14 protein-coding genes and 2 pseudogenes are annotated in these 11,859 nt (G+C 68.3%); 7 read left to right on the forward strand and 9 right to left on the reverse strand.

Annotated features, from left to right (window positions below):
* The first annotated feature begins 64 nt into the window (after positions 1-64).
* On the forward strand, positions 65-712 hold the full coding sequence (locus ACFQ46_RS22625) for a hypothetical protein (RefSeq protein ID WP_380262321.1): 648 nt from the start codon (positions 65-67) through the stop codon (positions 710-712).
* Positions 713-763: 51 nt separating this feature from the next.
* Here the strand turns inward: ACFQ46_RS22625 and ACFQ46_RS22630 are convergent, their stop codons facing one another.
* The gene (locus ACFQ46_RS22630; RefSeq protein WP_380262323.1) at positions 764-1,132 is read right to left on the reverse strand and encodes a hypothetical protein; all 369 of its coding nucleotides are present in this window, start codon (positions 1,130-1,132) and stop codon (positions 764-766) included.
* Between the two features lie 145 nt (positions 1,133-1,277).
* A pseudogene (locus ACFQ46_RS22635) lies at positions 1,278-1,388 on the reverse strand (DUF2089 family protein); the annotation flags it as partial.
* 237 nt (positions 1,389-1,625) lie between these two features.
* Between ACFQ46_RS22635 and ACFQ46_RS22640 the strand changes: the two are divergent.
* Genes ACFQ46_RS22640 through ACFQ46_RS22650 form a run of 3 tightly spaced genes read left to right on the forward strand, consistent with a single transcriptional unit; the run spans position 1,626 to position 2,938 of the window.
* Positions 1,626-1,982, forward strand: coding sequence for a PadR family transcriptional regulator (locus ACFQ46_RS22640; protein ID WP_380262325.1), 357 nt, complete (start codon positions 1,626-1,628; stop codon positions 1,980-1,982).
* 55 nt (positions 1,983-2,037) lie between these two features.
* A complete protein-coding gene (locus ACFQ46_RS22645) occupies positions 2,038-2,523 on the forward strand; it encodes a hypothetical protein (RefSeq protein ID WP_380262327.1) in 486 nt (161 codons plus the stop codon).
* Positions 2,516-2,938 carry a hypothetical protein gene (locus ACFQ46_RS22650; protein ID WP_380262328.1) on the forward strand — a complete coding sequence of 141 codons (423 nt, stop codon included), beginning with the start codon at positions 2,516-2,518 and terminating at the stop codon, positions 2,936-2,938. The genes ACFQ46_RS22645 and ACFQ46_RS22650 overlap by 8 nt, the downstream gene beginning before the upstream one ends.
* A gap of 232 nt (positions 2,939-3,170) precedes the next feature.
* On the opposite strand, the gene ACFQ46_RS22655 is transcribed toward ACFQ46_RS22650, so the two are convergent.
* Both ACFQ46_RS22655 and ACFQ46_RS22660 read right to left on the reverse strand, forming a co-directional pair.
* Complete coding sequence (locus tag ACFQ46_RS22655) at positions 3,171-4,247, reverse strand: aldo/keto reductase (protein ID WP_380262330.1); 1,077 nt, start codon at positions 4,245-4,247, stop codon at positions 3,171-3,173.
* Positions 4,248-4,300: 53 nt separating this feature from the next.
* On the reverse strand, positions 4,301-5,026 hold the full coding sequence (locus ACFQ46_RS22660) for an SDR family NAD(P)-dependent oxidoreductase (RefSeq protein WP_380262332.1): 726 nt from the start codon (positions 5,024-5,026) through the stop codon (positions 4,301-4,303).
* 77 nt (positions 5,027-5,103) lie between these two features.
* On the opposite strand from ACFQ46_RS22660, the gene ACFQ46_RS22665 reads away from it, so the two are divergent.
* On the forward strand, positions 5,104-5,742 hold the full coding sequence (locus ACFQ46_RS22665; RefSeq protein WP_380262334.1) for a TetR/AcrR family transcriptional regulator: 639 nt from the start codon (positions 5,104-5,106) through the stop codon (positions 5,740-5,742).
* Between the two features lie 343 nt (positions 5,743-6,085).
* Here ACFQ46_RS22665 and ACFQ46_RS22670 read toward each other — a convergent pair whose 3' ends face one another.
* Both ACFQ46_RS22670 and ACFQ46_RS22675 read right to left on the reverse strand, forming a co-directional pair.
* The gene (locus tag ACFQ46_RS22670) at positions 6,086-6,454 is read right to left on the reverse strand and encodes a type II toxin-antitoxin system VapC family toxin (RefSeq protein WP_380262336.1); all 369 of its coding nucleotides are present in this window, start codon (positions 6,452-6,454) and stop codon (positions 6,086-6,088) included.
* Between the two features lie 8 nt (positions 6,455-6,462).
* Positions 6,463-6,711 (reverse strand): type II toxin-antitoxin system Phd/YefM family antitoxin, encoded by a 249-nt coding sequence (locus ACFQ46_RS22675; RefSeq protein WP_380262338.1) that lies wholly within the window; start codon positions 6,709-6,711, stop codon positions 6,463-6,465.
* Between the two features lie 139 nt (positions 6,712-6,850).
* On the opposite strand from ACFQ46_RS22675, the gene ACFQ46_RS22680 reads away from it, so the two are divergent.
* On the forward strand, positions 6,851-7,159 hold the full coding sequence (locus ACFQ46_RS22680; RefSeq protein WP_380262340.1) for a hypothetical protein: 309 nt from the start codon (positions 6,851-6,853) through the stop codon (positions 7,157-7,159).
* A 520-nt stretch (positions 7,160-7,679) separates the two neighbouring features.
* Here ACFQ46_RS22680 and ACFQ46_RS22685 read toward each other — a convergent pair.
* From ACFQ46_RS22685 to ACFQ46_RS22695, 3 genes and pseudogenes are all read right to left on the reverse strand, one after another.
* Positions 7,680-8,285, reverse strand: coding sequence for an ATP-binding protein (locus tag ACFQ46_RS22685; RefSeq protein ID WP_380262703.1), 606 nt, complete (start codon positions 8,283-8,285; stop codon positions 7,680-7,682).
* Positions 8,277-8,825: pseudogene (locus ACFQ46_RS22690) on the reverse strand (PP2C family protein-serine/threonine phosphatase); the annotation flags it as partial. The gene ACFQ46_RS22685 and the pseudogene ACFQ46_RS22690, both read right to left, overlap by 9 nt.
* Before the next feature lie 33 nt (positions 8,826-8,858).
* Complete coding sequence (locus ACFQ46_RS22695) at positions 8,859-10,820, reverse strand: GAF domain-containing protein (RefSeq protein ID WP_380262342.1); 1,962 nt, start codon at positions 10,818-10,820, stop codon at positions 8,859-8,861.
* 437 nt (positions 10,821-11,257) lie between these two features.
* Here ACFQ46_RS22695 and ACFQ46_RS22700 point away from each other — a divergent pair, with 437 nt between their 5' ends.
* Positions 11,258-11,623 carry a hypothetical protein gene (locus tag ACFQ46_RS22700; RefSeq protein ID WP_380262344.1) on the forward strand — a complete coding sequence of 122 codons (366 nt, stop codon included), beginning with the start codon at positions 11,258-11,260 and terminating at the stop codon, positions 11,621-11,623.
* Positions 11,624-11,859 lie beyond the last annotated feature (236 nt).

Here is an 11,859-nt window from a genome sequence, read left to right on the forward strand (position 1 = left end):
CGGGATGACCGTGCGACCTGCTCCGCCTCTTGCCTGGTGATGACGACCGCAGCAAGGTGAGGTCATGCACCGCGCCGGGACGATCAGCTGGCAGATCCGTGAAGGCATCGACAAGCACCTAGCGATGGCCCTCTACATCCGGGACGCCGCCGGATTGGACCCTTACGTAGTCACCGAGCCCGATGTCGGCGCTCTCCACCCCACCGTCTTGTCCCAGCCGACTGACCAAACCGGGGCCAGCGTCGACGCAACGCTCGACCTGCGTGCCGCTGTCCAGCAGTGGCCGACGTGGTGGGCTCGGGCCCTGCAGCAGGTGCCGGCGACCACCGTCGAAGAGGCGCAGGAAGCGGCGCCCCCATCTCCCCCGGAGTGGCACGGGGTGCATGATCTGCCCGCTGTGCGCGCTCTGGTGCAGCGCCATCACCGCGACTTCTGGAGCTGGCTCGACACGGCTGATCAGGGTGAGCTCGATCGGTACCGCGGCCAGCGCGGCAGCGGGGACCCGCTGCACCTCACGCGCTTCGTCAATGCTCACGAGCACCAGCTGAAACGGCCGGCGCGTCCCTTCACCCTGCATCTGCGCCTGCTGCCGTTGCAGCAACCGGTGGGGTGGGTGCTCGATGAGCAGCAGGTCGTCCTCAGCACCGGCCTGCGAGAAGATGCACGCGCTCTCGAGCAGTTGCTCGCACCGGTCATCGCGGGTCTGGCGTAGGAAGCCGCGCCCGCATTCGGGGATGTGCAGATGATCCCTGCTGCTCGGCTCCTACCTGGACATCGCCATGACCGCGAGGTCCAGCATCGCCGGGTCCTTTCGGGCGGCATGGGTCTCTTGACGCGGACGGGTGTGGATCGCGTCGGTGCGTTCGTCTTCGCGCTGCAAGTGCTTCTTACGTGCGTCTTGACCGGAGGCCCACACACCGCAGAGGACGGCGAGGCCGACTCCGAAGAGCACCCACTCACGCAGGCCCTTGATGCGCCCCTGCGCGCTGAAGGAGACGATCACCGCGAGGAGCGCGGCAGGCAGGAGGGCGCCGAGCCAGACCTGGGGCCGATTGGAGAGCACGAACCTGTGCAGGAGCAAGATCGCGATACCCACGGCCAGGCTGAGCAGGTAACTGGCGGTGTCGTTCACGGTGATGTCGTCCTCTCGGCAGCAGCCTGGTAGGCGCTGATGACGCGGTCGGCGACGTTCGGGAGACGGTGCCGTCGATGACCACTTCGGAGACGGTGGTGATGAAGGGATCGGTGGGCGCTGCGTCCGACGCTTGGACCTTCTCGATGACGCGGTCCAGGCATGCGCGGACGGTGGGGTAGGAGACGCCGTAGGTGGTGGCGACGGCCTTCAGGGAGCCGGAGTCGAGGGCCAGGGTGGGCACGAAGGAGTGGTCGCTGTCGGTGAGTGCTTCGAGCTAGGGCTCCATGATCGACTTCCTTCGTGATGTTGACCCTGACGTGATCATTACGTAGCGGCACGGGGGTGGGAAGACGGTTCTCCGGTTCCACCCTGACGGTGGGGTGGGTCGAGACTTTCGTCGTACGTAGGCCTCCGGTCAGCGCGAGGCAGGGCTGTTGTCTCCCGACGTGAGTAGTCTGTCTCACGAACTAGTCCGTGCTACGTTCTAGTCGTGGACGGTGAGCGCTGGCCCAGTGACTGGATCCGCGCCGCCCTGCCCCTGGTCGTCCTCTCTGTCCTGCACGACGGCGACGCCCATGGCTACGTCCTGCTGCAACGCCTGCGCGAGATCGGACTCGGTTCGCTGCGCGGCAGCACCCTCTACCCCCTCCTGGCTCGCCAGGAGGAACTGGGCCGGGTGACCCATCGCTGGGAACCGGACAGTGGTGGACCGCCGCGGAAGGTCTTCGCTCTCACCGACGCCGGTCGCCGCGACCTGGGTGTCCTCGGACGTGATTGGCAGGCCTTGGATCTCATCGTCACCACCGCCGTGAACACCGCCGTGAACACCGCAGTTGCACCGCCATGACCGCCACGAGCACCCCAGCAGGCGATCCGCACCCGATGGCCACCCGGGAGGAACGATGACCTACTACCGCCAGCTCGCCCGCGACCTGCGTCGTCGCCGTCTCTCTGAACCACGAATCATCCAGGTCCTCCTCGAGGTCCAGGACCTCTCCACCGGCACGGGCAGGACACCGCGGGATGAATTCGGTCCGCCACAGAACTACGCCGCCGGCTTCGAGGAGGGCCGAACTCGCAGGCCCTTGCCGTGGTTGGTGAGTTGGTTCGCGTTGATGCTCGCCCTGGGGTTCACCCATCTCAGCGGTGCTCGCCTTCGTGGCGGGGAAGCGGTGCTGTTGCCCTGGTGGGCGGTGCTGGTGGTCGCCACGGTGGTACTGGCGGCAGGGGCGGCGGGACGCCGTCTGCTCGAGCAGCGCCTGCCGCGTGGATTCGTCCCGCTCGTCTCACGTTCCCTTCCGGGCGCGGCGGTATCACCGGTGCGGGGGGAAGACGGCGCAGGAGAAGTTCAGGTAGGCAGAAAACCTGGAGGAGCACACCATGGGTGACACGAAGAGCTACTACCATTCCCTGGCCTTCCATCTGCGCCAGCGGCACCTGCCTGAGGCCGAGGTGACGCGCATCCTGGCCGAGGTGCACGAACTGTGCTGCGAGGGGGAGATCGCGCCCGCCGATGAGTTCGGGCCTGCACAGCAGTACGCCGCACAGTTCGCGCAGCGCAAGCGTCGCTACGACGTGGGCACGCTGGTCTTCATCGGCTGCGTCCTGGTGTGCGGGGTGATCACGTTGATGAACGTCCTTGCCCGCCTTGGGGTTGGGGATCGACTGCTACCCCTGGGTCTCGCCGTGCTGGCTTACGTGGTGTTGCTCGCCGGGGGTGCCGCGTTCGCTATTGGTCATGGACGCAGGCTGCCGCGGGAACTGCGCCGGCGTCTGGGACAGCAGGCAGAGGTAGCGCGCTGATCTGCAGCCTTCGACGGGCAGGGCCAGGTGCGCGTCTGACTGACCCGTCGTGCGCACCATCGTGCGTCGACATGGGAGCCAGGTCGCCGGCCGCCAGCGACAGCGCGCACATCGCGGGATGACCGTGAAGTCCGGCCGCGGGAGTGCAGCATCGTCGCCGACTCCTTCGAGGTCCGACCGACGGCCGGTGCCAGGGGCGGTGGTGACGCCGCCCCCGGCACCGGCCGGGTCTTCAGGCGCGTACTTGGATCTTCAGGTCACCACGGGTCTGGATGCGGATGTGGTCGCTGGCGAGCATGGCGTGAGGGAAACCGAGGTCGATCGAGCTGATCTCATCGAGGCGAGCCACCTGATCCGCGGTGAGGTCGACGTCGAGGGCTCCCAGGTTCTCCTGCAGCTGTTCCACGGTCCGGGCGCCGAGGACCGGTACAGTGACGTCGGGGTTCTGCAGGGTCCAGGCGAGCCCCACCTGGGCCGGGGTGACGTCCAGTTCGGTGGCGATCTCCCTGACCACGTCCACGATGGCCAGGCTGCGTTCGGTCACGCCCCCGAGAGCGACGTTGAAGCTCTTGCGGACGCTCTCACCCTCGGCCGGCGACACGGTCGGCGAGGATGCGGTGAGGTCTGCGCGGCTGTACTTGCCGGTTAGCACCCCACCCGCCAACGGCGACCACAGAACGGCCCCGAGTCCCAGCTCTCGGGCCATCGGGAGCAGGTCGCGTTCACCGGTGCGCTCGATGAGGTTGTACTCCAGCTGCAGAGCCACCAGGGGTGCCCAGCCGCGCAGGTCGGCGATGGTCTGCAGGCGCGCGACCTGCCAGGCGGGGGTGTTGGAGATGGCTACGTAGAGGACCTTGCCCGCTCGCACGAGGTCGTCGAGACCGCGCAGGATCTCCTCCACGGGGGTGGTGGGGTCCCACACGTGCAGGTAGAGCAGGTCGATGTAGTCGGTGCCGAGCTGGCGCAGGCTGGTTTCGACCGCGCCGAAGAGGCTCTTGCGGCTCGCTCCTCCGGAATTGGGGTCCTCAGGGCGACGCAGGGTTGTGTACTTCGTGGCCAGGACCAGGTTGTCGCGCCGGCCCTTGGCGAACTCGCCGAGCATGCGTTCGGAGGTGCCGTTGGTGTAGGTGACGGCGGTGTCGATGAAGTTCCCGCCGCGTTCGACGTAGAGGTTGAACAGTCGGCGTGCTTCATCTTGCTCGGCGCCCCAGCCCCAGTCGTTGCCGAAGGTCGCAGCACCCAGGGCGAGGGGTGAGACGCGCAGGCCGGAACGTCCGAGTTGGCGGTAGGTGTCGAGGGTGAGACTCATCGGGTTCTCCTGTGTTTCGGGGGTTTCGGGGGTTTCGGGGGTGAGGCGCGGGTTCAGGCGCCGAGCCCGTAGCCACCGGCGACGGCGATGTCCTGCCCGGTGACGTAGCCGGCGGCGTCAGAGGCGAGGAAGGCGACGACTTCTGCGACCTCGCGGCTGGAGGCGAAACGTTCGAAGGGAACGGCGGCGCGCAGGGCGTCGCGACCGCTCTGGGGGACGCCGAGCTTGTCGAGCAGCGGGGTGTCGGTGGCGCCAGGGCTCACGGCGTTGACGCGGATCCGGCGCGGGGCCAGCTCGAGGGCCAGGGAGGGCAGCATCGCGAGCAGTGCACCGCGGGTCGCGGCCCCCACGGTGGCACCGGGGCTGCCGTGGCGGGCGGCGATGCCGACGGTCATGACGATGGAGCCGCCGTCGTTCATCAGCGGAAGGGCCTTCTGGAGGGTGAAGTACTGGCCCTTGAGGTTGACGGCGACGTGATCGTCGAAGGACTCCTCGCTCACCTCGCCCACGGGGGCGGGGCGGAAGACCCCTGCGTTCAGGAACAACAGGTCGAGGCGGCCGAGGCGTTCGGTGACGGTCTCCACGAGGGCGTCGGTGTTGCTGCTCATGCGCGCGTCGGCGGCTACGACGAGGATGTCGGTGGGCAGTTCGCGCCGCGCTGCGGCGAGGGAGTCGGGGTTCTGACCGGTGACGGCGACCCGGTAGCCGCGGGTGTGCAGGAGTTCGGCGGTGGCGCGGCCGATGCCGGTGGTGCCGCCGGTGATGAGGGCTGTGGGCACGGGGGTCTCTCAGGGGTAGCTGATGGACGAGTCAAGCGGGGACCTCCCCGTTTCGCTCACCGTACACTGAACCGGAGATGTCCCCGGATCGCACCTGGTCCTCGACCCTGACAGCGAAGGCCACCACCGCCATGACTCCCCCCTCGGTAGCTCAATCCACGGCACCGCCCATCCTGCGCGCCGACGCCCGCCGCAACCGCGAGCACCTGATCGCCACCGCCGCCGAGGCTTTCGCCTCCGGCCGGGCGATCTCCCTGGACGCGATCGCCAAGCGTGCCGGGGTGGGCAGCGGCACCCTCTACCGGCACTTCCCCACCCGCGAGGACTTGGTCGAGGAGGTCTACCGCGACCAGATCCGCCCGCTGCGCGAGGATGCCGAGGCGTTGCTGGCCGCCAGTGCACCAGCGGAGGCCCTGCACGCCTGGATGCTGCGCTTCGCGCGGTGGGCGGCTGAACGGCGCGGCGTCAGCGAGGCCCTGGTCGCCATGAGCGCCACCGGGCGCTTCGGGACCGGCCCCGTCTGCGACGAGGTCCAGCAGGTGCTGCAGACGCTGCTGGATGCCGGCGCCCACGCGGGAGAGCTGCGCGACGATGTCGACCCGGTCGACATCGGGGGCCTCCTCGCCGGCACGTTGTCCGTGGCCGGCGCGCCGGAGCACTCCACCCAGCTGGAGCGCATGCTCACCGTCGTGGTCGACGGGCTCAGGCCGCGCTAGTGGCCGTCCCACTGCAGGTACGACGGCGAAGACGACGCGCAACCAGTGGTGGCGCGCAGTACCCCACTTCGATCTCCCCGGGAACGACGACACGTGGACTACCTGAGGGGTGGTACGAGCAGTGCTGCTTCACCGAAAGGACTCAGTCCGCCTGCGGACATCCTCATGGGCGCGACGTCGCCGACAGTCAGGACTACCCGTATCGCGGGGATATGCGGGTGATCTTCACGCTGGACTTGCACCCGGTCATCGACACGAGCGCGACAGCGCGGTCATCGGCATGACCGCGACGTCGCGGTCACCGCCGGCACGACCGTCCAGGCGCAGCAGCAGCGAAGAGCCGTCAGACGGAGACGACCTCGACGAGCTCGTCCGCTCCTTTGAGGTCCGCCGCATTGCGGGTGTAGAGGCGAGCGTCGTGCGCATGGGCCGTGGCAGCGATGAGCAGGTCCATCGTGCGACCGCGCGGTTGCCGTCCAACAGCTACGACTGCGGCAGCCAGTTGCCCGTAGCTGGCGGCGACGGCTTCGTCCAAGGGTAGGGCGTCGAATCGTCGCTGGAGGAGGGACAGTCGGCGCAGGCGTTCGGCACGGACTGCCGGGTCGGTCGTCACGAGGACTCCGAAGTGCAGTTCGGCCAAGGTCGCGGAACTGATGGCCAGTTCTCCAGGTAGCGGGCCGATGTCGCGGGCGATGACAACGCTGGTGTCCATGACCGCCCTCACCGCGGTTCCCAGGGGTCACGGATCTCGGAGTCGATGAGGTCGCGGTCCCGTTCCCAGGCTGGATCGGCGGGTCCGGAAAACAGTTCCTCGACGTCGGTCCAGGTGCGCCAGGACCTGGCGTTGGCGGGGACGAGTCGAGCGCTGGCCCGGCCGGCCACGGTGATGGTGACCTCTTCGCCCGCTTCTACGCGGCGGACGAGGTCGGAAGCCTGCTGGCGCAGCTCGCGAAGACCGACGACTGTCATGGGATGACGGTAGCACTTGTGCTACGAGATGGGTCCTGGGCTTCTCTTGGCGCGCACTACGCGGGATGACCGTGCGTTCCGAGACGGGTGATACCGGTGATTGTCTGACACCACCTCCTCGTATCGCTACGGTCCGAAGGTGCACACAGCAGCGATGGTCCGAGCTCTGCAGGTGGGAAGTGCCATCGCCTTGGGAGGTGGCCTGATCTTCGGCGCCATGCCCCTACCGCTGCACAACTACGGCTGCACCTCCGCTTTCGCTGGCAACGTTAACGACAGCGCTGATCTCTGGCCGGCGTGCTCTCAGCAACGTGCGGACCGGCAGAACCTGGTGCTCGAGCTGACCGTCGTCTCCCTCGGTCTCGCTGCTGGGGCTGAGACGTACTTGCGACTCACGCAGCAGGAAGTCGCACGGCGAGCCGAAGAAACAACCGCACCGGCAGAGTGAGGCGTTCGTAGACCTTCTTGGCGATCGCTCGGTCATCGCCATGTCCGGGACGTCGCCGGCAGCCCAGGAGCGCGCATGACGCGGGATGACCGTGCGCTTCGCGCGCACCGCGGGATGACCGTGCGTTCGGACCGTCCTGAGATCGAGGGCTTTCGCTAGCTCGAGGCCAAGGGCCTCATGGGCGTGCGCACCAAGGCGATCACCCACTGGTCGTTTCCAGGACGGCGACCGGGGGGGCGTTGCCGCCCTTCCAGTCACCTGTGGCGCGCCTTCGCAGAACCTTCGTCCCTGGGAGGTCCTGTGACCAGCCAACTGATCACCGCGTCACAGCTCCGGATCGACACCGACCATCGACGCCACGATGACCGTTCTGGTGTCGGCCATGGGCTCAGTGGATCTCCGTCGCTTGAGAGTTCCCTGGTCGCGCGGGACCAGACCTACCTGCCTGGCGGGTGCGGTCTGCGGTCCTACGCCCACATCGTCGTGCACCTCGCGCCCGGATCACTTCGTCGAGGTCCCTTCAGGTGGCGTGCAGCTCGATCCAGACGGTCTTGCCCACGGCCTCTTCTCGAACACCCCAGGAGGTGGCGAGCAGGTCGACCATCGCCAGCCCGCGTCCACCGAGGGCGTCGGGATCGGTAGGGGTGAGGACGGGGAGTCGGGAGTCGTCGTCGCTGACTTCGACCCGCACCGCGGTGGTCGTGGCGCTGACCTGAAGTCGGGCCTGGCTACGGCCGTAGGAGATGGCGTTGGTGACGACCTCGCTGACCAGCAGGGTGAGGGTGTCGCAGATGTCCCCGCACTCCGGCATCCGGCAGCAGTAGTCGTGGACGAAGGTGCGGGCCGCGCGCACCGAGGCCGGGTCAGGCTCGAGGAGCAGGACGGTGCTGCGGACCCCGTCGCCACCACCGTCGAGGTGGGCGCTGGGAGAACCGGCACCCGCTGTGATGCCTGCTTCGGAGACGGTGTCAGCACTGGTGTCTGGTTCAGCACTGGTGTCTGGTTCACCACTGGTGTCTGGTTCACCACTGTCCAGGGTCGGTTCCTGGCGCGGGTCGAGGTTCGCCCCTGCCTCGACCGGGCGGGGAGCGTTCTCGGGATGGGCGCTGAGGGCAAGGAGGGCCACGTCGTCTTCGACCTGTCCGCCGACCAGGTCCAACAGCCCGTCGCACAACTCATCCAACGTGCCGTGGTTCAGTTCCCCGGCGGCCTGGGCCAGCCACGCCAGGCCTTCGTCCAGGGCCGCGCCGCGGCGTTCGATGAGCCCGTCGGTGTAGAAGAGGACCGTTGCGCCCGGGGCCAGGACGACTTCGTGGTCGGTGCGGGCGGTGTCGGGGTCGACGCCGAGCATGAGGTCGGTCCTGGCGTCCAGGAAGCGCGGGGTTGCACCAGGTTCGAGCAGCAACGGCGGCGGGTGCCCGGCATTGGACCAGCGCAGCAGCCGGGTCCCGGCCGCGAGGTGTTCTGGGGGTTGTTCGACCTGGGCCAGGACGAGGGTGGCCAGGGCCTCCACGCCCAGGTTGTGGGCAGCGCGATCCAGTGCGCTGAGCACGAGAGCCGGTGGGTCACCCAGGGCCTGCCCGATGCCGCGCAGCAGATTGCGCAGCTGCCCCATGCTTGCGGCGGCGTTCTGGTCGTGACCGACGACGTCGCCGATGATCAGGTTGGTGGAGCCGCTGGGGGTGAGGTAGGCGTCGTATCAGTCCCCGCCGACCTCGGCTTGTGCTGCGGCCGGGGAGTAGCGCACCGCCAGTTGCAGGTGGTCCGGCTGCGGGGGCTCGGTGAGCATGGAGCGTTGCAGGGTCTCTGAGAAGCGAGCGACCTGCGCGCTGGCGGCCCGCTCGGCCTCGTGGGCCTGTACCCGCCCCAGTGCTTGAGCGATCAAGGTGGCGAAGGCCTCCAGCAGGTCCCGATCGGCTGGGGGCCATCTGCGCGGGCGGGTGAAGCTCACCGATAAGCACCCCAGCAGCTGAGCGTGGGTGCGCAACGGCACCGCCGCCGATGCTTCGACCTCTCCGGCGGTGTAGAGCTCCTGCGCCCCGGGGAAGAGTGCCAGGGACTGCGCCCGGTCGTGGTGGAAGAAGGGGATGCCACTGACCGCGGTGTGGACCGCAGGGAGGGGGAAGTCCACCGGCAGGCGCTGCAGGCGGCTGCGGACTTCGCTGGTGTAGGCATCGGTGGTGACCACCTGCACGTGGGTGCCGCCGGCTTCGCGCAGGCACAGGGCTGAGCCGTCGGCGTGCAGTAGGGAGCTGCTGTGGGCCGCGAAGACGGTGAGGACACCGTCCTCGTCGTCGGCCTCCCCCAGAGCCCGGGCCACGGCCACCAGTGCGGCCTGCTGGGCAGCGCTGACCCGCTCGGCCTCACGGGCGTTCATGCGCTGCAGGGCCTGGGCGCACTGGGCGGCGTAGGTGTCGAGCAGGTCCAGCTGCTCAGCCGGAAAGACCTGGGCCTGTTTCCAGCCGGCGGTCAGGACCCCGATCACCTGGTTGCCGGCGCGCAACGGCATGGACGCCCACGCCTGACAGCCCGCGGCGAGGTTGGCGGCCACCAGGTGAGCCGAAAACGCCTCGCACGCGCCTTGATCGGCCAGCAGCACCCGTTCCCCGGTGCTCGCGGCCACAGTCACCGGCAGAGCGGCGTCTAGGGGTAGGCGGGCGAAGTCCGCGCGGGCGCTCTCTCCGAAGTTGGCGGTGATGTAGGACAGCAGGTGAGTGGGGTCGACGGGGTCGGGAACGGCGACCGAGCCCCCGTCAGCACCCAGGGCCACCAGTCCACGTTCGGCCATCACCGTGACCAGGTCGGTGACGTCTTGGGCGTTGGCCAGAGCGGTGGCGATCTCGCTGATGGCCACCAGGGTGCGGGTGCTGTGATCAACAGCGTCTTGTGCGCTGCGGCGGGCGGTGATGTCCAGGAAGAACACCGACAGGCCTTCGGCGCTGGGCCAGGCCCGGATTTCGTACCAGGCATTCAACGGCTCGGGGTAGTAGGCCTCTAGCGTGGTCGGCTCTCCACTGGTGGCCGCGGCCCGGTAGGTCGCTTCGATGTCACTGTCACGGGCTGCGGGGAACAGGTCCCACACCACCTGGCCCACCGTTTCCTGACGAGTGCGCCCGATGAGGGCTTCGGCAGGGGCGTTGACGTAGGTGAAACGCCAGTCGTGGTCCAGGGAGTAGAACGCCGCCGACATCGTCTCCAGGATCTGAGTGCTGAGGGCGAAATCAGCGCGGATGGCGCTCACGTCGTACAGGGCCCCGAGCAGCGCGGTGGTGGTGCCGCTCTCGTCAGTGACAACCCGCCCGCGCGCTGCGGTCCAGCGGGTCCTTCCGCTGGGCGTGATGACCCGGTACTCGCAGCTGTAAGGCTCACCCGTGCTCAGTGTGTGCTCGACCTGGGCGATGACGTCGGCGACGTCTTCGGGGTGCATGTGGGCGTAGATGTCCTCGGGTCGGCCGGTGAAGCTTTCCCGGTCCAGGCCGGACAGCTCCAGGACACGGTCGTCAGCGACCAGCTCTCGATGGGGCAGGTGCAAGACGTAGGTCCCCACACCGGCGGCTTCGGCGGCCAGCTCGCGCAAGCTCGCTCGCGCCGCCTCCTGTGGGGAAGGCGCCGGTGAGGAAGGCAGGGGCCCAGCGGGCACGCCGTCCCAGGTCGGGCTCACCAGGCACCCTGCTGAGAGTGCAGGTCAAGAGCGGCAGGCTCGGTCACGGCTCAACTTTTCCACAGGGAGTCATGCGCTGCTCTTCGCTGCTCCACGCGGATGCACGGCTTCACGCGCGCCCAGGAACTGGGAGGGGCTGTTTGGGACAGGTGGGATGGGTCGTGTGGACCGCGGGATGACCGTGCGCTTCGAGCGCACCGCGGGGCTATGCGGGTGATCCCTGCTGCTCGGCTTCCACCCGGACATCGTCGTGACCGCTGGGTCGCCGCTCGAGTCCTTTGGGTTGTGATCGCGCGCATCTTGATGAGCGCAAGCTGCAACGCCCCACGGACACCGTGTAGATGTCACCGTGATGTGTGAGCACTGCGTCCCGCCGACCATAGTCGCTGCGCGACCCCCTCTTGCTGGCTCTGGTGGGGCTGCCTGCGGTGGGGGCGGTGACGACGCTGGTGACGACGGCGAGCCTGACGAGTTGGGAACTCACCATCGAGAGCGTCGGAGCGGTGGTGTTCGCGATCGCCTTCAGTGGGTGGGCGTTGTTGCCGTTCGCCGCCGCGGTCGTCGTGGGTGTCTCCGTGCGCCGGCATTGGCGTGGTGCTGTGGCTGTGGCGCTGGTGGGGGACCTGGTGTTGCTGGCCTTCACGGTGTGGGCGTTGTGGAGTGTCTTGGCCTCGGACTCTTCGACCGCGGTGCTCGGTCTACTTTTCGCGCCGCTGGTCCAGGTCGCTCTTGTGGGGGTGGCGATGGTGGTTGCTGTGGGCGTTGCGAGGGTGCGAAGTCGTCGGATGAGTCGCGCCGTCTAGAACTTCCTGTGGTTCTCGGGTGCGGATGTCGGCGACATCCTGGTCGGCGAGATGACCGCGCGCTTCGCGTGCACCGCGGGATGACCGTGAGGTCGTGGTGCAGGCTGGGGAAATGGACGCGCCTGAAATCTTCGGGGCCTGGGAGGAGTTGCCGCCTGCGCCGCTGCTACCTCGTGGGAGCACGTGGGCGTTGTGGACAGGCTCGCAGGTGCTGTTGTGGGGTGGTCAAGCCACCA

The organism is Kineococcus sp. GCM10028916 (genome assembly GCF_042674865.1).
GTDB lineage: Bacteria > Actinomycetota > Actinomycetes > Actinomycetales > Kineococcaceae > Kineococcus.

Coding starts and splice junctions, on each gene's coding strand:
- ACFQ46_RS22625 (WP_380262321.1), top strand. CDS start 65: ATGCACCGCGCCGGGACGATCAGCTGGCAGATCCGTGAAGGCATCGAC.
- ACFQ46_RS22645 (WP_380262327.1), top strand. CDS start 2,038: ATGACCTACTACCGCCAGCTCGCCCGCGACCTGCGTCGTCGCCGTCTC.
- ACFQ46_RS22650 (WP_380262328.1), top strand. CDS start 2,516: ATGGGTGACACGAAGAGCTACTACCATTCCCTGGCCTTCCATCTGCGC.
- ACFQ46_RS22655 (WP_380262330.1), bottom strand. CDS start 4,247: ATGAGTCTCACCCTCGACACCTACCGCCAACTCGGACGTTCCGGCCTG.
- ACFQ46_RS22665 (WP_380262334.1), top strand. CDS start 5,104: ATGTCCCCGGATCGCACCTGGTCCTCGACCCTGACAGCGAAGGCCACC.
- ACFQ46_RS22670 (WP_380262336.1), bottom strand. CDS start 6,454: ATGGACACCAGCGTTGTCATCGCCCGCGACATCGGCCCGCTACCTGGA.
- ACFQ46_RS22675 (WP_380262338.1), bottom strand. CDS start 6,711: ATGACAGTCGTCGGTCTTCGCGAGCTGCGCCAGCAGGCTTCCGACCTC.